The organism is Roseobacter sp. HKCCA0434 (assembly GCF_032464675.1).
Taxonomy (GTDB): domain Bacteria; phylum Pseudomonadota; class Alphaproteobacteria; order Rhodobacterales; family Rhodobacteraceae; genus Pontivivens.
The window spans coordinates 1-25921 of record NZ_JAWDKL010000006.1 but is presented as its reverse complement, the minus strand read 5'-3'; the positions used below and the strand labels follow the sequence as shown (position 1 = coordinate 25921).

At 69.2% G+C, this 25921-nt stretch carries 25 protein-coding genes, 1 tRNA gene and 1 pseudogene; 15 read left to right on the top strand and 12 right to left on the bottom strand.

The genetic code is table 11. The annotated features are described in order from the left end of the window. Window positions 1–71: 71 nt before the first annotated feature. Window positions 72–2087: an ASKHA domain-containing protein gene (locus tag RX333_RS05530; RefSeq protein ID WP_316013927.1), complete on the top strand. Its 2016-nt coding sequence runs from the start codon at window positions 72–74 to the stop codon at window positions 2085–2087. 3 nt (window positions 2088–2090) lie between these two features. On the opposite strand, the gene RX333_RS05525 is transcribed toward RX333_RS05530, so the two are convergent. The 9 genes from RX333_RS05525 to RX333_RS05485 form a co-directional block, all read right to left on the bottom strand. Further along, a complete protein-coding gene (locus tag RX333_RS05525) occupies window positions 2091–3680 on the bottom strand; it encodes a helicase-related protein (RefSeq protein ID WP_316013926.1) in 1590 nt (529 codons plus the stop codon). Window positions 3681–3818: 138 nt separating this feature from the next. Then, window positions 3819–4982, bottom strand: coding sequence for an ABC transporter substrate-binding protein (locus tag RX333_RS05520; RefSeq protein ID WP_316013925.1), 1164 nt, complete (start codon window positions 4980–4982; stop codon window positions 3819–3821). Window positions 4983–5134: 152 nt separating this feature from the next. Continuing rightward, window positions 5135–6949 (bottom strand): long-chain fatty acid--CoA ligase, encoded by a 1815-nt coding sequence (locus RX333_RS05515; protein WP_316013924.1) that lies wholly within the window; start codon window positions 6947–6949, stop codon window positions 5135–5137. Next, complete coding sequence (locus tag RX333_RS05510; RefSeq protein ID WP_316013923.1) at window positions 6946–7323, bottom strand: hypothetical protein; 378 nt, start codon at window positions 7321–7323, stop codon at window positions 6946–6948. Before RX333_RS05510 ends, RX333_RS05515 begins: the two co-directional genes overlap by 4 nt. After that, window positions 7320–7496: a hypothetical protein gene (locus RX333_RS05505; RefSeq protein WP_316013922.1), complete on the bottom strand. Its 177-nt coding sequence runs from the start codon at window positions 7494–7496 to the stop codon at window positions 7320–7322. Before RX333_RS05505 ends, RX333_RS05510 begins: the two co-directional genes overlap by 4 nt. Before the next feature lie 5 nt (window positions 7497–7501). Continuing rightward, entirely contained in the window at window positions 7502–8287 is a 786-nt protein-coding gene (locus RX333_RS05500) for an ABC transporter ATP-binding protein (protein ID WP_316013921.1), read from the bottom strand. Between the two features lie 121 nt (window positions 8288–8408). Continuing rightward, complete coding sequence (locus tag RX333_RS05495; RefSeq protein ID WP_316013920.1) at window positions 8409–9173, bottom strand: ABC transporter ATP-binding protein; 765 nt, start codon at window positions 9171–9173, stop codon at window positions 8409–8411. Beyond that, window positions 9170–10267: a branched-chain amino acid ABC transporter permease gene (locus tag RX333_RS05490; RefSeq protein WP_316013919.1), complete on the bottom strand. Its 1098-nt coding sequence runs from the start codon at window positions 10265–10267 to the stop codon at window positions 9170–9172. The genes RX333_RS05495 and RX333_RS05490 overlap by 4 nt, the downstream gene beginning before the upstream one ends. 4 nt (window positions 10268–10271) lie before the next feature. Then, the gene (locus tag RX333_RS05485) at window positions 10272–11150 is read right to left on the bottom strand and encodes a branched-chain amino acid ABC transporter permease (protein ID WP_316013918.1); all 879 of its coding nucleotides are present in this window, start codon (window positions 11148–11150) and stop codon (window positions 10272–10274) included. Window positions 11151–11415: 265 nt separating this feature from the next. On the opposite strand from RX333_RS05485, the gene edd reads away from it, so the two are divergent. The 3 genes from edd to RX333_RS05470 are packed head-to-tail and all read left to right on the top strand — an operon-like array spanning window position 11416 to window position 14680. Beyond that, window positions 11416–13257, top strand: a complete 1842-nt coding sequence (gene edd, locus RX333_RS05480) for a phosphogluconate dehydratase (protein ID WP_316013917.1) — start codon at window positions 11416–11418, stop codon at window positions 13255–13257. 59 nt (window positions 13258–13316) lie between these two features. Continuing rightward, the gene (gene eda, locus RX333_RS05475; protein ID WP_316013916.1) at window positions 13317–13946 is read left to right on the top strand and encodes a bifunctional 4-hydroxy-2-oxoglutarate aldolase/2-dehydro-3-deoxy-phosphogluconate aldolase; all 630 of its coding nucleotides are present in this window, start codon (window positions 13317–13319) and stop codon (window positions 13944–13946) included. Next, a complete protein-coding gene (locus RX333_RS05470) occupies window positions 13943–14680 on the top strand; it encodes an SDR family oxidoreductase (RefSeq protein WP_316013915.1) in 738 nt (245 codons plus the stop codon). The genes eda and RX333_RS05470 overlap by 4 nt, the downstream gene beginning before the upstream one ends. Before the next feature lies 1 nt (window position 14681). On the opposite strand, the gene RX333_RS05465 is transcribed toward RX333_RS05470, so the two are convergent. Next, a tRNA-Ile gene (locus RX333_RS05465) sits at window positions 14682–14758 on the bottom strand. A gap of 50 nt (window positions 14759–14808) precedes the next feature. Between RX333_RS05465 and RX333_RS05460 the strand changes: the two genes are divergently transcribed. The 5 genes from RX333_RS05460 (at window position 14809) to gap (ending at window position 18496) form a co-directional block, all read left to right on the top strand. Further along, the gene (locus RX333_RS05460; RefSeq protein ID WP_316013914.1) at window positions 14809–15213 is read left to right on the top strand and encodes a hypothetical protein; all 405 of its coding nucleotides are present in this window, start codon (window positions 14809–14811) and stop codon (window positions 15211–15213) included. Beyond that, window positions 15210–15644: an ABZJ_00895 family protein gene (locus RX333_RS05455; RefSeq protein WP_316013913.1), complete on the top strand. Its 435-nt coding sequence runs from the start codon at window positions 15210–15212 to the stop codon at window positions 15642–15644. The genes RX333_RS05460 and RX333_RS05455 overlap by 4 nt, the downstream gene beginning before the upstream one ends. Before the next feature lie 78 nt (window positions 15645–15722). Next, on the top strand, window positions 15723–16751 hold the full coding sequence (gene purM / locus RX333_RS05450) for a phosphoribosylformylglycinamidine cyclo-ligase (RefSeq protein WP_316013912.1): 1029 nt from the start codon (window positions 15723–15725) through the stop codon (window positions 16749–16751). Beyond that, window positions 16748–17341, top strand: coding sequence for a phosphoribosylglycinamide formyltransferase (gene purN, locus RX333_RS05445; protein WP_316013911.1), 594 nt, complete (start codon window positions 16748–16750; stop codon window positions 17339–17341). Before purM ends, purN begins: the two co-directional genes overlap by 4 nt. A 159-nt stretch (window positions 17342–17500) precedes the next feature. Beyond that, entirely contained in the window at window positions 17501–18496 is a 996-nt protein-coding gene (gene gap, locus RX333_RS05440; RefSeq protein WP_316013910.1) for a type I glyceraldehyde-3-phosphate dehydrogenase, read from the top strand. Window positions 18497–18608: 112 nt separating this feature from the next. Here the strand turns inward: gap and RX333_RS05435 are convergent, their stop codons facing one another. Next, window positions 18609–20822, bottom strand: coding sequence for a chemotaxis protein CheB (locus RX333_RS05435; protein WP_316013909.1), 2214 nt, complete (start codon window positions 20820–20822; stop codon window positions 18609–18611). Between the two features lie 176 nt (window positions 20823–20998). Between RX333_RS05435 and RX333_RS05430 the strand changes: the two genes are divergently transcribed. The 6 genes from RX333_RS05430 (at window position 20999) to RX333_RS05405 (ending at window position 25465) form a co-directional block, all read left to right on the top strand. After that, window positions 20999–21760 (top strand): hypothetical protein, encoded by a 762-nt coding sequence (locus RX333_RS05430; protein ID WP_316013908.1) that lies wholly within the window; start codon window positions 20999–21001, stop codon window positions 21758–21760. A 4-nt stretch (window positions 21761–21764) separates the two neighbouring features. Continuing rightward, window positions 21765–22565, top strand: a complete 801-nt coding sequence (locus RX333_RS05425) for a hypothetical protein (protein WP_316013907.1) — start codon at window positions 21765–21767, stop codon at window positions 22563–22565. A gap of 5 nt (window positions 22566–22570) precedes the next feature. After that, the gene (locus RX333_RS05420) at window positions 22571–22990 is read left to right on the top strand and encodes a response regulator (RefSeq protein WP_316014030.1); all 420 of its coding nucleotides are present in this window, start codon (window positions 22571–22573) and stop codon (window positions 22988–22990) included. 123 nt (window positions 22991–23113) lie between these two features. Beyond that, window positions 23114–23848 (top strand): LuxR family transcriptional regulator, encoded by a 735-nt coding sequence (locus RX333_RS05415; protein WP_316013906.1) that lies wholly within the window; start codon window positions 23114–23116, stop codon window positions 23846–23848. A gap of 64 nt (window positions 23849–23912) precedes the next feature. Continuing rightward, the gene (locus RX333_RS05410) at window positions 23913–24692 is read left to right on the top strand and encodes an FCD domain-containing protein (protein WP_316013905.1); all 780 of its coding nucleotides are present in this window, start codon (window positions 23913–23915) and stop codon (window positions 24690–24692) included. Next, window positions 24689–25465: a MaoC family dehydratase N-terminal domain-containing protein gene (locus RX333_RS05405; protein ID WP_316013904.1), complete on the top strand. Its 777-nt coding sequence runs from the start codon at window positions 24689–24691 to the stop codon at window positions 25463–25465. The genes RX333_RS05410 and RX333_RS05405 overlap by 4 nt, the downstream gene beginning before the upstream one ends. 253 nt (window positions 25466–25718) lie before the next feature. Here RX333_RS05405 and RX333_RS05400 read toward each other — a convergent pair. Then, window positions 25719–25921, bottom strand: a pseudogene (locus RX333_RS05400) (FAD-dependent oxidoreductase); the annotation flags it as partial.

Genomic DNA, 25921 nt, shown 5'->3' with positions numbered 1-25921 from the left:
CATGTCGCTTCCCGGCTTTCCTCCTCCGCGCCAATGCGTATGGTGCGCCCCAGGTCAGGCGGAGCAGGCACATGAGCGACCCCCTCGTCATCTTCACCCCCTCGGGCAAGCGGGGGCGGTTCCCCGAAGGCACCAAGGTGCTCGACGCCGCGCGGCGGCTGGGCGTGGACCTCGACAGCGTCTGCGGCGGGCGCGGCATCTGCTCGAAATGCCAGGTGCAGCCGGCCTTCGGCGACTTCTCCAAGCATGGCGTCACCAGCACGCCCGATCACCTCAGCGACTGGAACGCGGTGGAGGAGCGCTACAAGTCCAAGCGCGGCATGATCGACGGGCGGCGGCTGGGCTGTCAGGCACAGATCACCGGCGACGTGGTCATTGACGTGCCGCCCGAAAGCCAGGTGCACAAGCAGGTCGTGCGCAAGTCGGCGGATGCGCGCGACATCGTCCTCGACCCCGCGACGCGGCTGCACCTGATCGAGGTGGCCGAGCCGGACATGCACGATCCCTCCGGCGATCTGGAGCGGGTGCGCGACGCGCTGGTCGCGCAATGGGGGATCGAGGGCGCGATGGCCGACCTCGCCGTGCTCGGCACGTTGCAACCCGCCCTGCGCAAGGGGAACTGGCGCGTCACCGTCGCCGTGCAGCACGGACCGGGCGCGCCGCGCATCCTGCAGGTCTGGCCGGGGCTCTACGAGGGGCACCTCTACGGGCTCGCCATCGACCTGGGCTCGACCACCGTGGCGGGGCATCTTTGCGAGCTCGACACCGGCCGCGTCGTCGCCTCCGCCGGGATCATGAACCCGCAGATCCGCTTCGGCGAGGACCTGATGAGCCGGGTCAGCTATTCGATGATGAACCCCGGCGGTGCGGCGGAGATGACCGCCGCCGTACGCGACGCGCTGCGCACGCTGGCGGCGGAGGTCGCGGGCGAGGCGGGGATCGAGGCGGGCCAGATCATGGAGGCGGTCTTCGTCGCCAATCCGGTCATGCACCACCTGCTGCTCGGCATCGACCCGGTGGAGCTGGGCCAGGCGCCCTTCGCGCTCGCCACTTCGTCTTCGCTCTACCTCGCAGCGCGCGACCTCGACCTCGGCATCCATCCCGGCGCGCAGGTCTATGTCCTGCCCTGCATCGCGGGCCATGTCGGCGCGGACGCGGCGGCGGTCGCGCTCTCCGAAGCGCCCGAACGGTCCGAGGACCTGGTGCTGATCGTCGATGTCGGCACCAATGCGGAGATCCTGCTGGGCAATCGCGATAAGGTGCTCGCCTGTTCCTCCCCGACCGGGCCCGCCTTCGAGGGCGCGCAGATCAGCGCGGGCCAGCGTGCCGCCCCCGGTGCCATCGAGCGGGTGGAGATCGACCCCGCGACCAAGCTGCCCCGCTTCCGCGTCATCGGCTCCGAACTGTGGTCCAACGATCCCGGTTTCGCCGAGGAGGTGCCGCGCATCACCGGCATCTGCGGCTCCGGCATCATCGAGGCGATCGCCGAGATGCGCATGGCCGGGCTGGTGGACGCGAACGGCCTGATCGGCTCGGCCGAGCAGACCGGCAGCGACCGTATCGAGCCCGACGGCCGCACCCATGCCTATGTCCTGCATCCCGGCGACGAGACCACGCCGCGCATCGCCGTCACCAATGGCGACGTGCGCGCGATCCAGCTCGCCAAGGCCGCGCTCTACGCGGGTGCGCGGCTGTTGATGGACCAGATCGGCGTGGACGAGGTCGACCGCGTCGTGCTGGCCGGGGCCTTCGGCGCGCATATCAGCCCCAAGCACGCGATGGTGCTGGGCATGATCCCCGATTGCGATGTCGAGAAGGTGACGAGCGCTGGCAACGCCGCGGGCACCGGCGCACGCATCGCGCTGCTCAACCGCGCCTCCCGGTCCGAGATCGAGCACACTGTCGGCGAGATCCAGAAGGTCGAGACGGCGATCGAGCCCCGCTTCCAGGAGCATTTCGTCGCCGCCTCCAACATCCCGCACGCGACCGCGCCCTACACCAAACTGCGCGCAGACACGTCCCTGCCCGATGTCAGCTTCAACACCGGGGGCGAGAAGGAGGGCCGCAGGCGTCGCCGCCGGGGCTGAGCCTCAGGCCGCCTGCTCGATCTCTCGCCGCAGGATATGCCGGTAGAGCCCGATCCCGAGCCGCGACAGCTGCCCGGACTGCTCGTCGCCGTCCAGCTCGCCGAAGCCGCGAATGTTGCGATCCTCCCGCGCGATGCGGAAACCCGCGCCGATGCCCGAAATCTCGCGGAAGGACCGCAGGCGGCGCACCGCCTCGTCCGGCTCCTCCGCGTCGAGCTCCGCTTCCGTCATCAGCAGCATATGCGCCTGCTCCGCCCCGCGCCCGATCCGCCCGCGCAGCTGGTGCAGCTGCGCCAGCCCGAACATCTCCGCCCCCCAGACGATCATCGTGTTGGCGCGCGGGTTGTGCATCCCGCTCTCGATGATGGCGGTGGAGATCAGCACCGGCACCTCGCCGCGCGTGAAGCGCAGCATCCGCGCCTCCAGCTCCGCCTCCGACAGCTGCCCGTGGGCGAGCACGGCTTCCGTCCCGTCCTTGGCCAGATCCTCCGCGATCCGCTCCGCCCCCGCGATGCGCGGGCAGACGATATAGACCTGCCCGCCCCGCTCCACCTCCCGCGCCAGCGCGCGGCGCAGGACATTCGCGTCGAGCGGTCCGATCTCCGTCTCCACCGGCTTGCGCGCGGCGGGCGGCGTCGCGACGACCGACACGTCGAGCAGCCCGACCTCTGCCGCCGCCAGCGAGCGCGGGATCGGCGTCGCCGTCATGCGCAGCACATGCGCGCCGGGCGACAGGTCGTGCAGCGCCAGCTTCTGCTGTCGCCCGAATTTCTGTTCCTCGTCGATCACGACCAGCGCGAGATCAGCGAAGCTCACGTCCTCCGACAGCACGGCCTGCGTGGCGACGACCACCTGCGCCTCGCCCCCGGCGATCGCGGCCAGCACCGCGTCGCGCTCGCCCGAGGGTGTCAGCCGCGACAGCTCGGCACAGGCGATCCCCAGCGGTCCGAACCGCGCGCGCACCTCCTCGACATGCTGGCGGGCCAGCACCGTCGTCGGCGCCACGATCACCGCCTGATATCCGGCGAGTGCCGCGACGGCGAGCGCGCGCATCGAAACCTCGGTCTTGCCGAAGCCCACGTCGCCGATCAGCAGCCGGTCCATCGGCACGTCGCGCGCGAGGTCCGCGCGCACCGCCTCGATGGCGCGCGCCTGATCCTCGGTCGCTTCGTACCCGAACCCCTCGCAAAACGTGGCATAGTCCTCCGCCCCGCAGTCGAGCTTGCGCGCCGTGTGCGCCTGCCGCGCGCGCACCTCCTTCAGCAGCTCGCCCGCGCTGCGCTTCAGCTCCGTCACCATCTCGTCGCGCGCCTCGGTCCAGTCATCGGTCTTGAGCCGGTCCAGCGTCACATCGTCCGCGGGCGCGCCATAGGGCCAGAAATCCTGCCCCTGCTCGGCCGGCAGCATCAGCTTGCCCCCGTTGCGATAGACGAAGGCGGTCAGCTCCTGCCGCTCATCGCCCAGCTCGACCGTCTCGGTCCCCTCGTAACGGGCGAGACCGTGCTCGAAATGCACGACAGCGTCGCCGGGGCGCAGCTGATCCTCGCCGAACAGAAGCTCGCGATCGCGGTCGCTGAAACGGGGGGTGGTCATGGTCGGGAACTCCGAAGGAATACTCTGCCCGTTCAACGCGGCAGGACCGTCCGGGTTCAGCCGCAATCGCCGACCGATCGTCGCATGCAAAACGGCCCGCCGGGTGGGGCGGGCCGTTCGTTTCGTCTCAGGACCGGATCACTCGATATCGGCGGTGCCGACCAGTTCCCAGCCGCCATCCGAGATGCGCGAGATGAAGATCTCCTCCGCGCCCGAATGGTCGCCCGGACCCATCTGCATGCGGTTGCCCGCGATCTGGTCCTCGTAGTCCAGCGTCTCCATCGCGGCGGTGAAGCTTTCGAGCGTCAGGTCCGGCCCCGCTTCCTCCAGCGCCATGACGAGCGCGTGGGCGGCGGACCGGCCCAAGAGCGCGCCGGTGCCCGGAAACTCGCCCGTCCGCTCCTGCATGGTGGCGACCCAGGCGGCGACCTCCTCGTTGTCCATCCGGGCCTCCAGATCCTGCCAGCCCGCACCGGCATAGAGCCCGTCGGTCACGCCGCCCGGCACCTTGGCCACCGCGGTGTGGAACCCGGCGGAGGAGACCAGGAACTTCACATCCTCCCATCCCATCTGCTTGGCCGTCGCCACCACGGTGATCGTGGGCCGGATCGTCAGTGCGACGGTGATCAGCTCGCAGCCCGCGTCGCGCAGCCGCGCCAGCGCGCCGGTGAAGTCGCTCTCGTCGGGGCGGTGCGTGGTCTCGGTGACATATTCGACGCCATCGGTATCGGCAGCCTCGTCGACGGTCGCCTCGTGGATCTCCTCCCCGAAATCGGAGGGGATGTACATCGAGCAGACCTGGCTGACGCCCTCCTCCTCGATGATGTAGCCCGCCGCCGCGCGCACCGCGTCGTAGTAGGAGGCGGTGGCCGCGTAACGCAGCTCCTCCGGCCCTTCGAGCATCTGGCGCGCCGCCGTCAGCGGAAAGACGCTGGGCACGTTGTTGGGGTCCATCACCCGGAAGGCCGCGAGGTTGTGCGGCGTGCCGAGGCTCAGCAGCATCGCGAACACCTCGTCGCGATTGACGAGCTTGTTGGCCGCCTGCGCCGCGCGCGGCACCTGGTAGCCGTGATCCTCGACCACGTAGCGGATCTGGCGGCCATGCACGCCGCCCGCCGCGTTCACTTCCTCGAACACCTGGTTCGCCGCCTCGACCGCCGGGACGGAGAAGGCCGCGAAGCCGCCCGACAGGTCGTGGAAGCCGCCGATGACGATCTCGTCATCCGTGACGCCGCGGGTCTGGGCGCTGGCCGCGCCCGCGATCAGGGTCGTGGCCGCGAGGGCCGTGAGCAGTCTCTTCATGTCTTTCCTCCCTTGGAAACATCGCGGGCTTGCCGCCCGTCCTTGCCCGCCAGCTTACCGCGCCACGCGCGCTCCGCCAGCTTCTTCTTCGTCGAAATATCCCGGGGGAGAGGGCCGCGAAGGCCCTCGGGGGCAGCGCCCCCGCCCCGGTCTCAATACATCTCCTCGATCAGCCCCGCGTGCTTCTTCTCCACGAAGGCCCGCTTGAGTTTCATCGTCGGGGTCAGCTCGTCATCCTCCGCTGTCAGCAACACGTCGATCAGGCGGAAATACTTGATCTGCTCGACCTGGGCGAAGTCCTTGTTGACCTCCTGCACCACGCCGTCGATCAGCTCCACCACCTCCGGCGCGCGGGTCAGCGAGGCGAAGTCCGAGAACGGCACCTGCCGGTCCTGCGCGAACTTCTCCACGTTCTCCTGGTCGATCATGATAAGCACCGTCAAATACTTGCGCCGGTCGCCGATCACCACGGCGTCGGAGACGTAGGGCGAGAATTTCAACCGACTCTCGATCTCCGCCGGGGTGATGTTCTTGCCGCCCGCGGTGATGATGATGTCCTTGACCCGCCCCGTGATCGTCAGCGCGCCATCGTTGCCGATCCGGCCCACGTCGCCCGTGTGCAGCCAGCCGTCGCGGATGTCCTCCGCCGTCTTCTCCGGCTTCTTCCAGTAGCCCTTGAAGACGTTGGGCCCCTTCACGCAGATCTCGCCATTCTCGGCGATGCGCAACTCGGTGCCGGGCAGCTTCGGCCCCACCGTGCCGATGCGGTTGTCGCCGATCATGTTGACCGAGGCCACGCCCGAGGTCTCCGTCATGCCGTAGCCTTCGAGCAGCGTGACGCCGAGCGCGCCGTACCAGCGAATGAGCTCGGGCGAGATCGGCGCCGCCCCGGTGGTGGAACGCCGGTTGCGGTCCATGCCGATCATCTGCCGGATGTTGCGCAACACCGTCGCGTTCCAGAACCAGTGGAACGGCGCGCTCTCGCCCGCCAGCTTCGCCGCCCCGCTCGCCAGCGCCTTGTCGAACGCCCACCTGCCCAGCGGCGTGCCTTCGGACCGCAGGATCATCACCCGCGAATAGATCTTCTCCCACAATCGCGGCACGGCGGTGAAGATATGCGGGCTGACCTCGCGCAGATTGTCGAACACCGTGTCGGGGCTCTCCGCGAAATTCACGGTCGACCCCACCGCGATGGGATATTCCACCGACACGATCCGCTCCAGCACGTGACACAGCGGCAGGAAGCACAGCTGCTCGTCGCGCGCGTCCACGGTCAGCACCTGCTGGCCCGCCCACATCTGGAACAGCATGTTCTCGTGAGAGATCATGGCCCCCTTGGGCGGCCCGGTGGTGCCGGAGGTGTAGATCAGCATCCGCGTATCGCCCGGCTCGGACTTCGCGATCTCCGTCTCGAAGCGGCGCGGGCCGTCCTCGGCCTTCTCCCCGATCTCGTAGAGATCCGACAGGAACATCACCTTCGGATGCGAGAAGTCGCGCAGCCCCTTGGGATCGAACACGATGACCTTGAGCAGCGTCGGAACCCGGTCCTGCACCTCGAGATACTTGTCGAGCTGCTCGTCATTTTCGACGAACAGGAAGGCCGAGCCGCTGTCGTTGACGAGATATTCCAGCTGGCTGGCGCTGTCGGTTGTATAGACGCCGGACGGGATGCCCCCCACCGCCGCGATCCCCAGATCGCAGTAGAGCCATTCCTTGTTGTCCTCGCTGAGGATCGAGACCGGCGTGCCGCGCGTCAGTCCCAGTTCCACCAGCCCCAGGCCGATGGCCCGTGCGCGGTCGTACCAGTCGGCCCAGGAATAGGCCTGCCAGATGCCGTAATCCTTCTCCCGATGCGCGGTCGCGCGGCCCCGCTCCGCGCATTTCGCGGCCCAGAGCTTCACCACCGTGTCATGCCCGTCAAAGGTCACGGGGCTGGGCGGCGCCAGATCGTCCATGTGGTCTTTCATCCCTGCCCCCTCCCGCGTCGTCTGACATTATGCGGCGCTACCGGATCGTCGAGATTGTCGATCGCCTTCTCCGGCACATCGAGCGCCGCACCGAAAAGGAGGTACAGCGTGGAGGCGAATGGCAGCATGACCGCGACCCAAAACAAATCCTGCTGAGCGAGCCACTCACCATATTGCGCGAGGATGATCACGCCGCCTGCGACGAAGGGCACGACCAGAACCGAAACACGGAACAGGAAAGTCAGGCCGTGACGACGCGTGGCCGAGCCGTACCGCATCATGCTGCGGCTACCGTGTATTCGCGCCATGCGATCACTGCTGCGTCCCGCGTCGCGAACCCAGCGATAGGGCGTCCAGATCGACGAGCCGCTCATTCCCCCTCCCCCTCTTCCTCGCGCCGGTGAACCCAGAACAGCACCAGAGCCAGCGCGAAGGTCACGACTGAGGTGGTGATGCGGAACCCATGCGTCTCGGCCGTCAGGCTGAGGAAGAAGCCGATGGCGATCAGGGCCATCAGGATCTTCTGGCGCAGGCTCACGTTCAGCATCCCGCTCACCTCCACGTCTTCTTGCGCTTCCAGCGCTTCTGCTCGCGCGGGCCGTCCGCGTGGCCGCCGCCGAGGTAGAATTCTTGGATGTCCTGGCTCGCCAGCAGCTTCGACGCCTCGCCCGCCATCACGATGCGCCCGATCTCCAGCACGTAGCCATAGTCGGCGGTGTTGAGCGCGATCTGCGCGTTCTGCTCGACCAGCAGCATGGTCACGCCCTGCTCCTCGTTCAGCCGCCGCACGATGCCGAAGATTTCCTGCACCAGCAGCGGCGACAGGCCCAGCGACGGCTCGTCGAGCAGCATGAGCTTCGGTCGCGCCATCAGCCCCCGCCCGATGGCGAGCATCTGCTGCTGACCGCCCGAGAGGGTCCCAGCCTGCTGCGCCCGCCGTTCCTTCAGGATCGGGAAGTACTGGTAGCACATCTCGATATCGTCCCCGATCTCCCGGTCGCGGCGGGTATAGGCGCCCAGCCGCAGGTTCTCCTCGACACTGAGGAACGGGAATACCTCGCGCCCTTCGGGGACATGGGCCATGCCGCGCTTGACCATCTCGTCGGGCTCCGCCCCGTGGGCGCGCTCGCCGAGGAAGGTGACGGAGCCCTTCTCGGGGTCGAGCGCACCCGAAACGGTCTTCATCAGCGTGGTCTTGCCCGCCCCGTTCGCGCCGAGGATCGTGACGATCTTGCCCTCGGGCACGTCGATGGACACGCCGCGCAGCGCCATGATCGGCCCGTAGAACGTCTCCACGTTGCGGACTTCTAGGACGTTTGTGGTGGCGGCGTCTTTCATGGCATTTGCTCCGAAGCGGGAAGGACGGTGCTCGCGCCGCGGGGTGGGCAGAATGCCCGCCCCGGGGGGGCGGTGCGGGCATCGTCCGGCGTGCCGCCGGACGGACGGTCGCACCCGATCCTCATGCCGCCGTCCCCAGATAGGCCTCGATTACACGCGGATCGCTCTGCACCTCGGCACTGGTCCCCAGCGCCAGCGGGCGGCCCTCGACCACCGCCAGCACCCGGTCCGACACGGCGGAGACGAGGCTCATGTCATGCTCGACCATCAGCACTGTCAGGCCCAGGTCCTTCTTCATGTCCTCGATCCAGAAGGCCATGTCCGCCGTCTCCTCCACCGACAGGCCCGAGGCGGGCTCGTCGAGCAGGATCAGCCGCGGGTCGCAGGACAGCGCGCGGGCGATCTCCGCCACCTTGCGCACGCCGTAGGGCAGGCCCGCGATCATCTTGTCGCGATAGGCGGCGAGGTCGAGGAAGTCGATCACCTCCTCCACCGCGCGCCGCGCCTCCCGCTCGTTCGCCCGGGTGCGCGGCAGGTGCAGCACGTCCTCGATCCAGGTCGCGCGCCGCTTGGTATGCGCGCCCACCAGCAGGTTCTGCAGCACCGTCGAATGATCGAACAGCTCGATATTCTGGAAGGTCCGCGCGATCCCCAGCTCGGCGATGTGATGCGCAGGGGTAGAAGTTATGTCCTCCCCGTCGAAGACGATCCGCCCCCCGGTGGGCTGGTAGAAGCGCGAGATCAGGTTGAAGATCGTCGACTTGCCCGCCCCGTTCGGCCCGACGATGGTGAAGACCTCGCCCGGCTCCACGTCGAAGGACACGCCGTCCACGGCCTTCACCCCGCCGAAATTGATCGAGAGGTCCGAGACGCTCAGGAGGCTCATCGCATCCGCTCCGTCTTGAGGTAGGTCTTGGAGCGGCGGAACATGTCGCGCCGCGCCAGCGGGAACAGCTGCCACTGGGTCTTGAGCTTCATGTAGAAGCCGTAGAGCCCCAGCGGCTCGTAGATCACGATGGCGATGATGATCGCGGCAAAGACCGTGGTGTCGAGGCCGGGATAGGCCGAGATGTCGATGCCCGCATTGGCCTGCAGGAAGTCGCGCACGATGGCGATGAACTGCGGCAGCAGCCCCACCACGATCGCGCCGAAGAACGCCCCATGGATCGACCCCAGCCCGCCGATCACTACCAGCAGAACCAGGTTGATCGACAAGAGGATCAGGAAACTCTCGTAATTCACGATCTGCACGAAATGCGCGTAGAGCGCGCCCGCCAGCCCCGTCACCGCGCAGGACAGGCCGAAGGCCAGCGCCTTCGTCCGCGTCACGTTCACCCCCAGCGCGCGGGCCGACACCTCGCTGTCGCGCACGGCGAGGAACGACCGCCCGGTGGCCGAGCGCAACAGGTTCGCATAGCCCAGCGTCACCAGCACGACGACGGCGAGGCACATCCAGTAGAACGCCCGCGGCGCGCCGTAGCGGTCGATGCTGAGGCCGAAGAACTCGATCACCGGGGCGAAGACGCCCATGACCCCGCCGGTGAAGGGCTCCGCGATGATCGCGATATCTTCGACGATCACCGACAGCGCCAGCGTCGCGATGGCCAGGTAGATCCCCGACAAACGCAGGATCGGCAGCGCGATCACCGCCCCCACCACCCCGGTGAAGATCGCCGCCAGCGGCAGCGCGATCAGGAAGTTCAGCCCCTGCTCCATGAACCACAGGTTCGAGAACGCCCCCATCGCCATGAAGGCGGCATGGCCGAGGCTCACCTGCCCGGTATGCCCGGCAAGGATCATCAGCCCCATCCCCGCCACGCAGTAGATCAGCACCAGCGTGATCTCGCCCACCAGGTACTCGCTCAGCACGAAGGGAAGCAGGATCATCACCGCCAGCAGCACCGCGTATTTCGCCAGCCGCCGACCGTCCTCGAACAGGCGGATATCCTCGTCATAGGATTTCTTGAAATGCACCCGCATGATCTCAGACCTTCTTCTGCGCGATCTGCGCGAACAGCCCGCCCGGCCGCAGGATCAGCACCAGCAGCATCAGCGCGTAGGGCGCGATCTGGGCCGAGCCCGAGGGCGCGTAGCGGCCCGCAACCTGCTCGACCACGCCGATCAGGAGCCCCCCCAACAATGCCCCCGGCAGACTGCCGAAACCGCCGATCACCGCCGCGGCGAAGGCCTTGATGCCGAAGATCAGACCGACGGCCGGCTCCACCGCGCCCTTGGCGGCGAAAAGAACGCCCGCGATGGCCGACACCACGCCCGACAGCCCCCAGACGATCGAGTTCACCCGCTTGACCGGAATGCCCATGTAATAGGCCGCGATCTGGTTCTGCGAGCTCGCCTGCATCGCCACGCCCAGCCGCGTCCGCCCGAAGAACAGCCACAGACCGAAGGTCAGCGCGCAGGTCGCGAGGATGATGATCAGGTCCGCCACCGGCAGCGACAGCGCCCCCAGATACAGGATCTCGCCCGCGAACGGGGTCTCCAGGCTCGTCGGCTCGAACCCGAAGAAGGTCCCCGCCAGGAACCGCAGAATGAAGCCCAGCGCGATGGTCAGGATCACCATCGCGAATTGCGGCTGGCCGAAGATCGCGCGCAGCACGAACCGGTCGAGCGCATAGGAAAACGCGCCGAGGCAAAGGGCCGCGGCGACCATCCCCACCAGGAACGGCAGGTCCGCATTGGCCGTGTTGATGAAGGCGATGCCGAGGAACGCGCCCAGCATCAGGAAATCGCCCTGCGCGAAGTTCACGGCCTCGGATGCCTTGTAGATCAGCACGAAGCCCAGCGCGACCAGACCGTAGATACAGCCGTTCGCAATACCGCCGATAAGCAGTTGCAGCAGGTCCATCCTGCACGTCCTCCCTTGCGGGGCCGGGTCGTTGATCGCCCGATCCTCCGTTACGGGATCAGCATGACGGCTGTGCGCGGTAATGCAAGTGCGCTCGCCCGTCCCGGCACAACCTGACGTGGCGGAATGTTCGCGCGAACATTCCATGCCGCGCGTCGCTGGACCCGGCGCGGTCACCGCCCTATACGTTGCGTCATCCCACGAAGTCGCGCTTGGCACGAGCATGTCATGCGAGGCCCGCACCTCGAACTGCAGGAGCACGCCAATGTCCGTCCGCACCGAGATCAAGGCGGTCACCGACCGCATCGTCGAGCGATCCAAACCGCTTCGGGAGCCTTATCTCGACCGCATGCGCCGCGCCGCCGACCAAGGCCCGCACCGCAACGTGCTGTCCTGCGGGAACATGGCGCATGTGACGGCGGGCTGCGGCCCGCAGGACAAGGAGACGCTCAGCTTCACGCCGTCCGCCAATATCGGGATCATCACCGCCTATAACGACATGCTCTCGGCGCATAAGCCTTACGAGAGCTATCCGCACATGATCCGCGAGACGGCGCGCGCCGCCGGCGCCGCGGCGCAGGTCGCGGGCGGCGTGCCCGCCATGTGCGACGGCGTCACCCAGGGCCAGCCGGGGATGGAACTCAGCCTCTTCTCGCGCGACGTGATCGCGCTCGCCGCGGGTGTCGGCCTCAGCCACAATGCCTATGACGCGGCGATGTTCCTCGGCATCTGCGACAAGATCGTGCCGGGCCTCGTCATCGCGGCGGCCACCTTCGGGCACATCCCCGCGGTCTTCGTGCCCGCCGGTCCCATGCCATCCGGCCTGCCCAATGACGAGAAGGCCGCGACCCGCCAGAAATACGCCAAGGGCGAGATCGGCCGCGACGAGCTTCTGAAGGCCGAGATGGCCTCCTACCACTCGCCCGGCACCTGCACCTTCTACGGCACGGCCAACACCAACCAGATGCTGATGGAGTTCATGGGTCTGCACCTGCCCGGCGCCAGCTTCGTCAATCCCGGCACCGAGCTGCGCGACGCGCTGACGCAAGCGGCCACCCGCCGTGCGCTGCAGATCACCGCCGCGGGCAACGAGTTCACCCCGGCGGGCGAGGTGCTGGACGAACGCGCCTTCGTCAACGGCATGGTCGGTCTGCACGCGACGGGCGGCTCCACCAACCTGATCCTGCACCTCGTCGCGATGGCGCGCGCCGCGGGCATCGCCATCACCTGGGAGGACATGAGCGATCTCTCCTCCGTCACGCCCTCGCTCGCCAAGGTCTATCCCAACGGCCTCGCCGACGTGAACCAGTTCCACGCGGCGGGCGGGCTGCAATTCCTGATCCGCGAGCTGCTGGACGAGGGCCTCTTGCACGAGGACGTGCGCACCATCGCGGGCGAGGGCCTGCGCCACTACACGCGAGAGCCCAAGGTGATCGGCGGCGAGCTGACATGGGAGGAGGCGCCGAAGGCCAGCGGCAACGACATGATCGTCCGGCCCGCGTCGAACCCGTTCCAGAAGACCGGCGGCCTCACGCTTCTGACCGGCAATCTCGGCACCGCGGTCATCAAGACCTCCGCCGTGAAGCCCGAGCGCCGGGTGATCGAGGCCCCCGCGGCCGTGTTCCACGACCAGGAGGCCGTGAAGGCCGCGTTCAAGGCGGGCGATCTCGACCGCGACGTCGTGGTCGTCGTCCGCTTTCAGGGCCCGCAGGCCAACGGAATGCCCGAGCTGCACTCCCTCACCCCGCCGCTGGGCGTGCTTCAGGACAAGGGCTTCAAGGTCGCGCTCGTCACCGATGGCCGCATGTCGGGGGCGAGCGGCAAGGTGCCCGCCGCCATCCACCTGTCGCCCGAGGCCGCCGATGGCGGCCCCATTGCCAAGATCCGCGACGGCGACATCGTCCGCGTCGACGGCGAAACCGGAGAGCTGATCGTGAAGGCCGAGGGCTTCGACGCGCGCGAGGCGGTGACCGCGGACCTCTCCGCCAACGGTTTCGGCATCGGGCGCGAGCTCTTCGAGGCGTTCCGCCGCAATGTCGGCCCCGCCGCCGGCGGCGCGAGCGTGCTGCATCCCGAGCCGGTCGAGATCCCGACCGCCGCCGAGTGAGATCAGAGGTCCCGCCGCCTCCGGCGGGGATATTTCTAGGAAGTGAAAGGAGGGCCGTCATGAGCCTGTCCACTCTGGAGCTGGCGCGCCGTGCGCCGATGATCCCCGTCATCGTGATCGAGGAGATCGACCACGCCGTCCCGCTGGCCCGCGCGCTGGTCGCTGGCGGCATCGACGTGCTGGAGGTGACGCTGCGCACCCCCGTCGCGCTGGAAGCGATCCGCCGCATCGCGGGCGAGGTCGAGGGCGCGGTGGTCGGCGCGGGCACCCTGCGCACGGCGCGCGACGTCGAGGACTGCATCGAAGCGGGCTGCGCCTTCGGCGTCTCCCCCGGCGCGCCCGCATCCCTGATGGACGCGGTGGCCGAGCGGGTCTTTCCCTTCTTGCCCGGCTGCAACACCCCGACCGAGGCCATGACGCTGGCCGAACGGGGCCACGAGGTGCTGAAGTTCTTCCCCGCCTCCGCCGCGGGCGGCGTGCCGATGCTCAAGGCGCTGGCGAGCCCCCTGCCCGATATCGCCTTCTGTCCCACCGGGGGCGTCAGCCTGTCCAACGCGCGCGACTATCTCGACCTGCCCAACGTGGTGACGGTCGGCGGCTCCTGGGTCGCGCCGGTCGACAAGATGCGCGCGGGCGACTGGGCCGGGATCGAGGCGCTGGCCTGCGAGACGGCGCAGACCCTCGCATGAGGCACGCCGTCGTCACCGGCGGCGCGAAGGGGATCGGCCTCGGCGTGGTGCAGCACCTCGCCGCGACCGGCTGGCGCGTCGCGGCGCTCGACATCGACGGCGACGCGCTGGAGGAGATGGCGGGCGACGCCGTGCTGCCGATCGGCTGCGACACCTCGGACGAGGACGCGGTCGCGGCGGCCTTCGCCCGCATCGCCGACAGCTTCGGCGACCAACTTCACCTGCTCGTCAACAATGCCGGGATCTCCGACCCCGTCTCCGGCCCGCTGGAGGATCTGAGCCTCGCCGACTGGCGGCGCTGGCAGGACGCGCATGTCACCTCCGCCTTCCTCGCCACCCGCGCGGCGGTCCCGTTTCTGCGCCGGGCACGCGGCAGCATCGTCAACATCGCCTCAACCCGCGCCGTGATGGCCGAGCCCGATTGCGAGGCCTACGGCACCGCCAAGGGCGCGCTTTTGGGCTTCACCCGCTCCGCCGCGATCTCGCTGGGGCCCGAGATCCGGGTCAACTCGCTGCTGCCCGGCTGGATCGAGGTGGGCGCCTTGCGTCCCGGCGGCGAGGCCGAGGAGCTGCGCGCGGTCGACCACGCCCAGCACCCGGCGGGCCGCGTGGGCCGCGCTGCCGACATCGCCGCGGCGATTGACTACCTCGCCTCGGACGGCGCGGGATTCGTCACGGGCCAGGACTTCGCCATCGACGGCGGCATGACCCGCAAGATGATCTATGCGGAATAGCTGGTAGGCCCGGCAGGACTTGAACCCGCAACCAAAGCGTTATGAGCGCTCTGCTCTAACCAATTGAGCTACAGGCCCTGAGCGCGCCAAGCGATAGCAGACCTTCGCGTGGGGTCAAGGAGGTCTGAATGACCCGGTGCCGTCGTCTTGCGATACAGGTCGCCCTGCCGATCCTCATTCTGGTCTTCTTCACCGCGTGGCCGTGGGGCGACCGGTTCGGCCTCCTGTTCGCGGCCTTCATGGCCGGCGGGTTCGCGCCCGGCATCGTGGACCTGTTGGCAACCCGGAGCCCGAGGTCCCGCGCGATCCGGCCGCTCACGCTGATTGAGGCGATCCGCTGCGCCGCACCGGGTCTCGCCATTCTTCATCTCGCGGCGCTCTGCATCGCGCTCACGTCCGGGGCCTCGACCTCGACCATAGCGATTTTGCCACTCGTATTCCTGCTCACCTTGGTGGCGTCGATGCTCGGCTTGCGTCTGGGCGAGCGACCGGCCATCTTCCCCCGGCACCTGCCGCAGAAAGACGACGCATGACAGACCCTGCCCCCGACCGCCCCCGCACCCCCTATCTCGGAACCTACCTGCTATGGCTCGTCGGCACCCTCGTCGCGCTGACCTTGCTGGAATTCCTGCTCGCCGCCCTCGTCGATTTCGGCATCCCGCCGGGCGTCACCGCGATCATCCCGGCGATGGTCGCGGCCAACCAGGTGGGCGACCGCTGGGGGCGCGAGCGCGGCGTGCCGACGCCCTCTGAGGCGTGGCGCTGGGCCATCGTCGCCGCCATCGCCTTCCTCGCGATGCAGCTGCTGCTGGCCCCGCTCGCCATCCTCGCGCTCGGCCTGCCGATGGACGGGACGCTCGCCGTGATCCTCGTCATGACGCTCGCGCTCTTCACCGCCGCGGTCATCTTCGTGAATCGGTTCTTCATGCCTCAGGCGGCCCGCCGGGCGGTCGCGAAGGGCTGAGGCCGCAGCCGCGATGGACAGGCTCCCGCACCACCGCTAAACGGGGCGCAACCGATCCCGGCACGAGGGCCTTTTCCCATGAGCAAACTCACCTACGCCGCCGCCGGCGTCGACATCGACGCGGGCAACGATCTGGTCGAGCGGATCAAGCCCGCCGCCAAGGCCACGAACCGCGCGGGCGTCATGGCCGGGCTCGGCGGTTTCGGCGGGCTGTTCGACCTCAAGGCCGCGGGCTACGAGGACCCGATCCTCGTCGCCGCGACCGACGGGGTGGGCACCAAGCTCAGGATCGCCATCGACACCGGCCGCGTCGATCACGTCGGCATCGACCTCGTCGCCATGTGCGTGAACGACCTGATCTGCCAAGGGGCGGAGCCACTGTTCTTCCTCGACTATTTCGCCACCGGCAAGCTCGACGTCGACAGCGCCGCGCGCGTGGTCGAGGGCATCGCCGAGGGCTGCCGCCTGTCGGGCTGTGCGCTGATCGGCGGCGAGACGGCCGAGATGCCGGGCATGTACGAGGGCAATGATTTCGACCTCGCCGGCTTCGCCGTCGGCGCGATGGAGCGAGGCACCGCCCTGCCCGCAGGCGTGACCACCGGCGACGTCCTGATCGGCCTGCCCTCCTCGGGCGTCCATTCCAACGGCTACAGCCTCGTGCGCCGCATCGTGGCCGAAAGCGGCCTGGGCTGGGACGCGGAATTCGAAGGCGGCACGCTGGGCGACGCGCTGCTCGCCCCCACCCGCCTCTATGTCCGGCAGGCGCTCGCCGCGATCCGCGCGGGCGGGGTGCACGGGCTTGCGCACATCACCGGCGGCGGGCTGACCGAGAACCTGCCCCGCGCCCTGCCCGACGGCTGCGGGGCCGAGGTCGATCTCGACGCGATCGCCTTGCCCCCGATTCTCGACTGGCTCATCGGCCAGGCCGATCTCGACGAGGGCGAGGCGCTCAAGACCTTCAACTGCGGCATCGGCATGATCCTGATCGTCGCCGCCGACGCCGCCGACACCGTCACCGCCGCGCTGACCGAGGCGGGCGAGGCCCCCGTGCGCCTCGGCTCCGTCGTCGCGGGCGAGGGCGTCGCCTATTCGGGCAGCCTGCGGTGAAGCGCGTCGCGATCCTGATCTCGGGCAGCGGCTCCAACATGGTCCGCCTGGTCGAGGAGATGCAGGACGGCCGCATCGACGGGCGACCCGTTCTCGTCCTCTCCAATGTCGAGGGCGCCCCCGGCCTGCGCAAGGCCGAGGCGCGCGGCGTGCCCACCGCCACCGTCCCCCATGCCGACTATCCCGACCGCGCCGGGTTCGAGGGCGCGATACAGACCGTGCTGGAGCGCGCCGAGGTCGACCTCATCTGCCTCGCAGGCTTCATGCGCATCCTCTCGCCCGAGTTCGTCGCGAAATGGGAGGGGCGCCTCCTCAACATCCACCCCTCGCTGCTGCCGCTCTTCAAGGGGCTGCACACGCACCGTCAGGCGCTGGAGGCGGGCGTCGCGGTGCATGGCTGCACGGTCCACGGCGTGACCGCCGCCCTCGACGACGGCCCGATCCTCGGCCAGGCCGTGGTGCCGGTGAAGCCCGAGGACACCGAGGCCGACCTCGCCGCGCGCGTCCTCAAGCAGGAGCACAAGCTCTACCCCGCCGTCCTCGCAGCCCTGTGCCGCGGGGACATGCCGAAGGTGGCGCTGCTGACCTGATCGGTCGCTCGCGGCGGGAAGGTCGGCCTCAAACGCCCCGCAACCGCTTGCGATTGTACCGCACACGCCCCGCGAGGGTAGACAGCGCGCCTCCCATGCGTATCTATCCCCCCGAACCCCGCGACGTGGCGTCGTGGGCCGGATCGAGAGGAGAATTCCATGGTCAAGGTCGCCATCAACGGCTTCGGTCGCATCGGGCGCAACGTGCTGCGCGGCATCATCGAGAGCGGGCGCACCGACATCCAGGTCGTCGCCATCAACGATCTAGGCCCCGTGGAGACCAACGCCCACCTCCTGCGCTATGACAGCGTCCACGGCCGCTTCCCGGCGGAGGTGAAGGTCGACGGCGACACGATCGACGTCGGCCAGGGCCCGATCAAGGTGACGGCGGAGCGTGATCCCAAGGCCCTGCCCTGGGACGGCGTCGACGTGGCGCTGGAATGCACCGGTATCTTCACCGCGCGCGACAAGGCATCCATGCATCTGGAGAACGGCTCGAAGAAGGTGCTGATCTCCGCCCCCGGCGCCGATGCCGACAAGACCATCGTCTACGGCGTGAACCACGGCACGCTGACGGCGGAGGACACCGTCGTCTCCAACGCGTCGTGCACCACCAACTGCCTGTCGCCGGTCGCCAAGGTCCTCAACGACGCCATCGGCATCGATCACGGCTTCATGACCACGATCCACAGCTACACCGGCGACCAGCCGACGCTCGACACGATGCACAAGGATCTCTACCGCGCGCGTGCCGCCGCGATGTCGATGATCCCGACCTCGACCGGTGCGGCCAAGGCGGTGGGCCTCGTCCTGCCCGAACTGAAAGGCCGACTCGACGGCGTCGCGATCCGGGTGCCGACGCCCAATGTCTCGGTCGTGGACCTGACCTTCAAGGCCGCGCGCGACACCACGGTCGAGGAGATCAACGACGCGATCCGCGCCGCCGCCGATGGCGATCTGAAGGGCGTGCTGGGCTACACGGACGAGCCGCTGGTCAGCATCGACTTCAACCACGACCCGCACTCGTCCATCTTCCACATGGACCAGACCAAGGTGATGGAAGGCACGATGTGCCGCATCCTGACCTGGTACGACAACGAGTGGGGCTTCTCCAACCGCATGGCCGACACCGCGGTCGCGATGGCCAAGCTCTGAGACGCGGACCCGCCCGCCCCTGCGAACCGGCGGGCGGGCGTATTTGACCGGAAGATGAAGGCCCGCGCGACACCGTGCGGGCCTTCGCGCATTCCGCCTCCCCCGGCCGGTATCAGTGCAGGCTCAGCACCACGCCGACCACCAGCCGCCGCGCATCGCGGAACGGCGTCGCCCGCAGGATGCGCGCCCCGTCCGCAACCGTTACAGTGAAGTCCCGTGCCGCGCCGGGCCGCAGCACCTCCTCGGTCAGCTGCGTCGCATCCGGCGCGCCCTCGGGCAGCGCACAGCGCGACAGATGGATCCGCCCGCCCCCGTCGGGCACGCCGAAAAGCCTCCGCCCCGCGGGCGAGGCGCGCAGCACGTCGAGCCGCGCGTCGAGCGTCAGCACCGGCGCCTCCAGCACCGACAGCACGGTGTCGAGCTCGCGCAACGCGCGGACGAGCTGCGTCGCGCTGACCTGCTGCTGCTCGTTGACGGTGATCAGCTCCTCGTTGGTGGACTGCAATTCCTCGTTGGCAAGCTCCAGCGCCGAGTTCGTGGCCTGCAGGTCCTGGTTCGCGGCCAGCAATTCCGCATTCATCGCCGCCAGCGTCGCGTCCGCCGCAGCGGGGCCCGCATCGGTCGGCGCGACCCGCACCACCACACCCTCGCCCTCGCCCAGCGGTTCGGCGATCAGGCGCACCGCGCCGCCGCCATCGGGCCGGGTCAGCGGGCCGCTCTCCTGCCGCGCGCCGCTCGCGAACGTGCCACGCACGATGTTGCGCACATCCTCGGCCAGCGGACCGGTCAGCACCGGCTGCCCCGGCTCCATCGCACGCGGCATCAGGCCGAGCGGCGCGCGGGCCGCGTCCCCGATCTCGCGCGTCTCACCTCCCGGCGTCGCCAGCAGGATCGCCTCGCCGAATTGCTCCTGAAGGGCCGCGAAACGCTCCGCCGCGTGCCGGTCGCCGGGCGCCACGGCCACATGCACCGGGCCGCGCCCCTCCAGCCGGGCGAAGAGCGTGCCCGCGGTCGCCGTTGTCTCCGCCATCCCCAGGAACAAGAGCCCCTCCGGCACCAGCGCCGCGTGGATCTGAGACAGAACCCGCGCCTGCAACGCGCCGTTGAAATAGATCAGCACGTTGCGACAGCTGACGGCGTCGAACCCGTCGCCGGGGGCCGGATCGCCCAGCACATGCGCGGCGAAGCGGACATGCGCGCGCAGCGGCTCGCCGATGCGGATACCCCCGCCCTCCACGGACACCGCATGGCGCGCGGCCCGCTCCGCAGGCAAACCCGCGCAATCCTTCGCGACGTAGACGCCGCGCTCGGCCACCGCCAGCGCCTCCGCATCCATGTCGGTGGCGAGGATCTCGAACGCCCCCCCGTCCGCCTCGGCCAGCAGCATGGCGAGCGACCAGGCCTCCTCCCCCGTCGCGCAGGCCGGGACCCAGACGCGCAGCGTGCGATCCGGCCGCAGGCGGGCAGCGAGCACGCGGCCGAAGCGCGCGAACGCCTCGGGATCGCGGAAGAAGGACGTCACCGTGATCGCCAGTTCCGACAGCAGCGCGGGCGCCTCCGCCGGATCGGTGCGCAGCCGCTGCATGTAGTCGGAGGGGCGCACGTCCCCCACGATCGCCATCCGGCGCGCGATGCGGCGGCGCAAGGTGGTGGGCTTGTACTGCGCGAGCTCGGCGCCCGTGCGCGCCTGCATCAACGCGCCCAGCTGCACCAGCATCTCCCGCGGCAGGTCGAATTCCGCCTCCGGCTCCGCCGCCGAGGACAGGTGCCGCCCGATGGCCACGGCGCTGAGACCGTCGGCAAGCCCCGAGACGGCCCGCGCCGCGGCGGGCATCGCGTCGAATCGCGCGCTGTGGGCATCCTGCACGAACACGCGGCCCCCGCCCCGCCCGATCGCGTCGAGCCCTCCGGCCCCGTCCGAGCCCGTGCCCGACAGCACCACTCCCGTCGCCATCTCGCCCCGCGCCCGCGCCAGCGCGCGGAAGAACCCGTCGATCGAGGGCACCGGCCCAACCCGATCTGCCGCGACCGGCAGCACCCGCAGCCGGTCCCCGACCAGGCCGAGATCGCACCTGTCGGGCGCGACATAGACGTGATCGGGCCGCAACACCGCCCCGTCGCGCGCCGCGAGCACGGGCAAGGTGGTTTCGCGCGCCAGCTGCCGGATCAGCGCCGCCGCCCCGCCAGGTGCGAGGTGCTGGACGACGACGAAGGCCGCCCCGGTCGGAGGGGAGAGCGCCCCGAACAGATCGACGAGCGCGGGCAAGCCGCCGGCCGAGGCGCCGATCCCCACGACGGGGCACCGTATTCCGTCACCCTCCGCCATGCCCGCGCCATTCCCGTCCTTCGAAGATCCTGCTTCACTAGACACCGAATTTCCGTGACAAACCAGCCCATTGCGCGTTAACAATGCTGAACCTTCCGCAGATGATCGAGCCCGAGGCACAGCGCGTGTCCGGGATCGTGTCGCCTGCATGACCACCAGGGGACGGAGTGACCTCCATGTCGGGGCAGGATGACAGGGACAGCGCCGCGCCGCAGGGCCAGCGTCTCGCCGATCTCGGCCCGGCGCTGACGATCGAGGCGATGCGCTCGGCGCGCGCGGGCGTGACGATCCGCAGCTTCGAGATGGTGCTCGACGGCACCCGCCTGCGCGTCGCCTTCGACGAGGATCGCCCCGTCGCCGACGTGTTCGACACCGACATGGCCGACGCGATCCTCTCCATGTGCCGCGACGCCCCGGCACAGGCGGGGATGGTCAGCCTGCCCGATCTGCAGGTCGTGCTCGACGACTGCACCCTCAGCGGCGCCTCCGTGCTCGCCCGCGTCTACGCGGAGGAGGTCACGGCCCTGACCATCCGCATCCGCCAGATGCAGGGCAACGCGCTGCGCATGCTCGCGCCCGGCGTCCTGAACGACGACACCGCCCTGCGTGCGGTCGAGACGGCGGTCAACCAGGCGGTCGAGCGGATCTACCTGCCCTTGCGCAACTTCGAGTCCGAGATCGAGAGCGCGCTCGCCGAGGGCGATGTCGGCCGGACCGAGCGGCTCCACTCGCAGATCATCGCCTTCCGCAGCGAGATCGAGCATGTCTGCTTCAATTTCGAACGGCTGCTCGCCGCGGATACCGCCCGGCTGGGCCGCACGCCCGGCGAGCCTCCCGCCCTGACGCAGGAAGCGGAGCCGGACGGCGAGGATGACGGTGACGGCGGCGACGACCCTCCGCGCGGCGGTCATCTGCGGCTGATTCCGGGCCGGGGCTGAGCGCATGTCGTCGCAAGATCCGGTATCGATCGACTGGCCCCGCCCGACCGGCGACCATGTCCTGCTGACCGACCTTCACTTCGGCACCGTCCTGGGCAGCGACCGGGCCGACTGGCTGGCGCAGGCGCCCGACGACGTCCTCAACTCGCGCAGCCTCCACCTCCTGCGCAACCTTGGCGGATTGCGCCAGGCGACCACCGGCCTCGCCACCGGCGTCCTGCCCGTCGAGGGCACCGATCATAGCTGTCGCCTCCTGCGGCAGGGGGAGCTGGTCGCCCTCCAGCTCAGACCCGGCACCAGCGACGCGCCCGCCGATCCGATGACCCACATGCTCACCCTGCTCAGGCGACAGGGGGATGGCGCGCGCGATCACGCGGTGCTCGCCCGCAGCCTGCGCGCGCTGGCGGGGGCGCAGGGCGTTCATGTCCACCGCTGGAACGAGGATGACGCCCTGCCCGCCGTTGCGGGTGCGCTCGACTCGCAGGCCCTCGAACCGCTCGCCCACCGCATGCCGGTGCTGCAACTCGATCCCACTTACGGCCAAGCCGCGCCCGTCGAGGTGCAGCCACGGATCGCGGTCGATGCCCGCGCGATCGCGCAAGCCGAGACCGCGCCCGCAGAGCTGCACGATGCCGCCGGTCACCCGCTCCACATCCTCAGCACCACCGCACGCCAAGACAGCGCGTTTACCAGTTTTTTCTTGGACAAACCCGCCGAACGCCCCCTATCCTTTGAACTCGTTTCGACCCTGGGCGTCGTGCTCCGACTGGCAGGGGAGGCGATGACGGCGGGAGAGGTGATTTGAAGACAGTGATGATCATGGAGGACGACCTCGCCCTCGCCGCCGAATGGCAGATCGCGTTCGAGGAGGCGGGGATGCGGGTCGTACAGACCCACAACGCCAGCGACTGCCTCGACTGGCTGGCCCGGAACGAGGCCCATACCGTCATCGCCGACATCTACATTCGCCGCGACGGCGCGCTGATCTCCGATGGCGGGGTGAAGCTGGTCGGGATGCTGCGGTCGGCGGGAACCCGCGCCGAACGGCCCGACCTGCCCATCGTCGCGATCACCGGCGCAAGCGGGGGGCGCGGCGCGCCGGTGCTGGAACTGGCCAGCGCGATGGGTGCGGATCTCGTCCTCCGAAAACCCGTGCCGATCCCCGATCTCATCGCCAAGGTCGAAGGGCTGATGCGCCTGCGCGAACAGGAGCGGGAGCAGTCGGCCTAGTCCCTCTGAACGCGGCCCGACCCCGCCCGCGTGCCACGTGATCTGGGGACAAATCGCGCCGACTGGCGGAACTTCGCCGATCCTCCGGGGGTTTCTGTGGGGAACGCAGGAAAGGATCACCCGATGACCAGCCCCCAAGTCGTCGATATCGACAAGTATATCCAGCACATGGCCGATTGCGAAACGGCGGAAGAGGTGTGGAATTGCTGCGTCGAATTCTTTCACTCGCATGATTTCGAGACCGTGAGCTATCACGTCATGCCGCTGGCTTGGGAAACCTCCGACAGCGCGTTGCAGATTCGCTCCGACGGCCTGCCCGCCGAGTGGGTCGAGAACTACCATGACCGAAAGCTCTGGCAGATCGACCCGATCCCGGCCGCGGCGCTCAACCGCTCGCTGCCCTTCCTCTGGTCCGATCTGGAGAACCTGCGCCAGCTCACCGCCTCCGAGCAGGAGTTCATCGACGAGATGGAGGAAAAGGTCGAAGGCGACGGCATCGCCATCCAGGTCTTCGGCCCCTACGGCCGCAACGGCTATTTCGGCCTCGGCTATGTCCGCGACGTGGCGCCCCTGAGCCGCGCCGACCTGCGCATGCTGCAATGGGCCTGCCAGCTGACCCACCACCGCTATTGCGAGGTCGAGGATTTCGAGCGCGCGCCGCTGTCGAAGCGTGAGCAGGAGGTCCTCTCCTGGGTCGCCCGGGGCAAGTCCAACAGCTCCATCGCCGATATCCTGGAAATCTCCAGCTACACGGTCGACGCCTATATGCGCCGCATCTACCAGAAGCTCGGCGTGAACGACCGGGTCAGCGCGGCGATCCGCGGGCTCGGATCCGGCCTCATCAAGTCCGCCGCCTGAACACCCGCTTGCAGGCCCCCCTCCGCGTGGTAAGGTTTTCGGACCAGTCACCGGCGGAGGCCCGATGCCCTTCCAGAAGATCGAGACCGAGCGCGTGGCCGATGCCATCGTCCGCCAGATCGAGCGTCTGATCCTGCGCGGCGTTCTGCGCCCCGGCGAGCGTCTGCCCGCCGAACGCGACCTCGCAAACAGGCTCGGCGCCTCTCGCCCATCGCTGCGCGAGGCGCTGGCCGATCTGGAGCACCGCGGCCTCGTCACAACCCGCCCTGGCGCCGGGGCCTATGTCGCCGACGTGCTCGGCAACGCCTTCGCCCCGCCGCTGATCGCGCTGTTCTCCACGCATGAGGAGGCGTTCTTCGACTATCTCGCCTTCCGCCGCGATCTCGAAGGGCTCGCCGCGCGCCGCGCCGCCAGCCACGCCACCCCCACCGATCTCGACGTGATCGCGCGCATCTTCGCCCGGATGGAGGCGGCCCATGCCCGCTCCGACCCGCAGGCCGAGGCCGATCTCGACGTGCAGTTCCACATGGCCATCGTCGAGGCGGCGCATAACGTCGTCATGCTGCACATGATGCGCTCGATGTTCGAGATGCTGAAGCGCGGCGTGTTCTACAATCGCGGGCTCCTGTTCGACAACGGCGACATCCGCGACACACTCCTGTCCCATCACCGCGCCATCCTCGAGTCGATCGAGGCCCGCGACCCCGATGCCGCGCAGGCGGCCCTCGACGATCATCTCGGCTTCATCGAGCAGGCGATGCGCGCCCATCTCAAGACCGCCGCGCAGGAGCAGACCGCCCGGCTGCGCCGCGACCACCTGACGGCGACGGAGACGCGCGCATGACCGAGACCCGCACCGCGATGGACCTGATGGACCCCGCGCGCATTTCCGCCCTCTTCGCCACGCTGGGCATCGCGGGAGACGCCGCGACCGTGCCGCCCTTCGCCCATCACATCTACTTCTGGGACGCGCAGCCGCCCGCGGCCCTGGGCCGCGACGGCCACCCTGCGACCGGCGATTTCATCCCCGACATGGGCCTGCCCCGCCGCATGTGGGCGGGCGGGCGGCTGAGCTTCCACGCCCCGCTCGCCACCGGCCGCCCGGCGGAGCGGCGCAGCACCGTCGCCAGCGCCGTGCGCAAGACCGGGCGCACCGGTCCGCTCGCCTTCGTCACCCTGCGCCACGAGATCGTGCAGGACGGCACGCTCTGCCTCGTCGAGGAGCAGGACCTCGTCTACCGCGAGGCCGATGCCCCCGCCGCCACGCCCGAACGGTGCGAAGCGGTCGCCCCCGAACGGCACCCGACCGACACCACGCTGCTGTTCCGCTACTCCGCGCTGACCTTCAACGGCCACCGCATCCATTACGACCGCGACTACGCGCGGGCGGTCGAAGGCTATCCCGACCTCGTCGTGCACGGCCCGATCCTCGCGCAACTGCTGGCCTTGCGGGCGGAGCGAACGCTCGGGCGGCTCGAGACCTTCTCCTTCCGCGCCCGCGCCCCGATCTTCTGCGGAGAGCAGATCGAGACCTGCGCCGAAGCGGAGGGCGACACCCTCCGCCTCTGGGTCCGCGGCCCCGACGGAAGGCTGGCGATGCAGGCCGACGCGGCTTGAGCCACTCCGCAGCGCGGAATCAAGGGCGAAGCCCGCTGCGCATCGGTCGTGCCGAAAGCTTACCTCCGGTCCCCTGCGCGGAATCAAGGTGCGCAGCACCGCCACGCATCGGTCGTACCGAAGGCACGCTTCCAGCGTGACCCGCCCCCCGGCCTTGAGCCGGGGACACGTCGTCCTGGACCCCGCCGGATCAAGTCCGGCACATGCCATCCCCTCCGCCACCGCTCCGGCCCCCGAGCCGGAGCCTCACCCCTCACCGCCCCAGATGCGCCGCCACCCGGAAACTCTCCGGCATGTCCACCCGCCCCCCGATGATCTCCTCCACCAGTACCGCGCCGACCTTCGCCCCGATGCCGAAGCCGATCTTGAACGCGCCCAGCGCCGCAAACACCCCCGGCGCGCCCGGCACCGCGCCCAGCATCGGGTCGCGCCCGTTCGCGCGCGGGCGCAGCCCCG

Excerpts from the sequence above, each read along its gene's own strand:
- RX333_RS05530 (WP_316013927.1), top strand. The coding sequence starts at position 72 with ATGAGCGACCCCCTCGTCATCTTCACCCCCTCGGGCAAGCGGGGGCGG.
- RX333_RS05525 (WP_316013926.1), bottom strand. The coding sequence starts at position 3,680 with ATGACCACCCCCCGTTTCAGCGACCGCGATCGCGAGCTTCTGTTCGGC.
- RX333_RS05520 (WP_316013925.1), bottom strand. The coding sequence starts at position 4,982 with ATGAAGAGACTGCTCACGGCCCTCGCGGCCACGACCCTGATCGCGGGC.
- RX333_RS05515 (WP_316013924.1), bottom strand. The coding sequence starts at position 6,949 with ATGAAAGACCACATGGACGATCTGGCGCCGCCCAGCCCCGTGACCTTT.
- RX333_RS05510 (WP_316013923.1), bottom strand. The coding sequence starts at position 7,323 with ATGAGCGGCTCGTCGATCTGGACGCCCTATCGCTGGGTTCGCGACGCG.
- RX333_RS05505 (WP_316013922.1), bottom strand. The coding sequence starts at position 7,496 with ATGCTGAACGTGAGCCTGCGCCAGAAGATCCTGATGGCCCTGATCGCC.
- RX333_RS05500 (WP_316013921.1), bottom strand. The coding sequence starts at position 8,287 with ATGAAAGACGCCGCCACCACAAACGTCCTAGAAGTCCGCAACGTGGAG.
- RX333_RS05495 (WP_316013920.1), bottom strand. The coding sequence starts at position 9,173 with ATGAGCCTCCTGAGCGTCTCGGACCTCTCGATCAATTTCGGCGGGGTG.
- RX333_RS05490 (WP_316013919.1), bottom strand. The coding sequence starts at position 10,267 with ATGCGGGTGCATTTCAAGAAATCCTATGACGAGGATATCCGCCTGTTC.
- RX333_RS05485 (WP_316013918.1), bottom strand. The coding sequence starts at position 11,150 with ATGGACCTGCTGCAACTGCTTATCGGCGGTATTGCGAACGGCTGTATC.
- edd (WP_316013917.1), top strand. The coding sequence starts at position 11,416 with ATGTCCGTCCGCACCGAGATCAAGGCGGTCACCGACCGCATCGTCGAG.
- eda (WP_316013916.1), top strand. The coding sequence starts at position 13,317 with ATGAGCCTGTCCACTCTGGAGCTGGCGCGCCGTGCGCCGATGATCCCC.
- RX333_RS05470 (WP_316013915.1), top strand. The coding sequence starts at position 13,943 with ATGAGGCACGCCGTCGTCACCGGCGGCGCGAAGGGGATCGGCCTCGGC.
- RX333_RS05460 (WP_316013914.1), top strand. The coding sequence starts at position 14,809 with ATGACCCGGTGCCGTCGTCTTGCGATACAGGTCGCCCTGCCGATCCTC.
- RX333_RS05455 (WP_316013913.1), top strand. The coding sequence starts at position 15,210 with ATGACAGACCCTGCCCCCGACCGCCCCCGCACCCCCTATCTCGGAACC.
- purM (WP_316013912.1), top strand. The coding sequence starts at position 15,723 with ATGAGCAAACTCACCTACGCCGCCGCCGGCGTCGACATCGACGCGGGC.
- gap (WP_316013910.1), top strand. The coding sequence starts at position 17,501 with ATGGTCAAGGTCGCCATCAACGGCTTCGGTCGCATCGGGCGCAACGTG.
- RX333_RS05435 (WP_316013909.1), bottom strand. The coding sequence starts at position 20,822 with ATGGCGGAGGGTGACGGAATACGGTGCCCCGTCGTGGGGATCGGCGCC.
- RX333_RS05430 (WP_316013908.1), top strand. The coding sequence starts at position 20,999 with ATGTCGGGGCAGGATGACAGGGACAGCGCCGCGCCGCAGGGCCAGCGT.
- RX333_RS05425 (WP_316013907.1), top strand. The coding sequence starts at position 21,765 with ATGTCGTCGCAAGATCCGGTATCGATCGACTGGCCCCGCCCGACCGGC.
- RX333_RS05415 (WP_316013906.1), top strand. The coding sequence starts at position 23,114 with ATGACCAGCCCCCAAGTCGTCGATATCGACAAGTATATCCAGCACATG.
- RX333_RS05410 (WP_316013905.1), top strand. The coding sequence starts at position 23,913 with ATGCCCTTCCAGAAGATCGAGACCGAGCGCGTGGCCGATGCCATCGTC.
- RX333_RS05405 (WP_316013904.1), top strand. The coding sequence starts at position 24,689 with ATGACCGAGACCCGCACCGCGATGGACCTGATGGACCCCGCGCGCATT.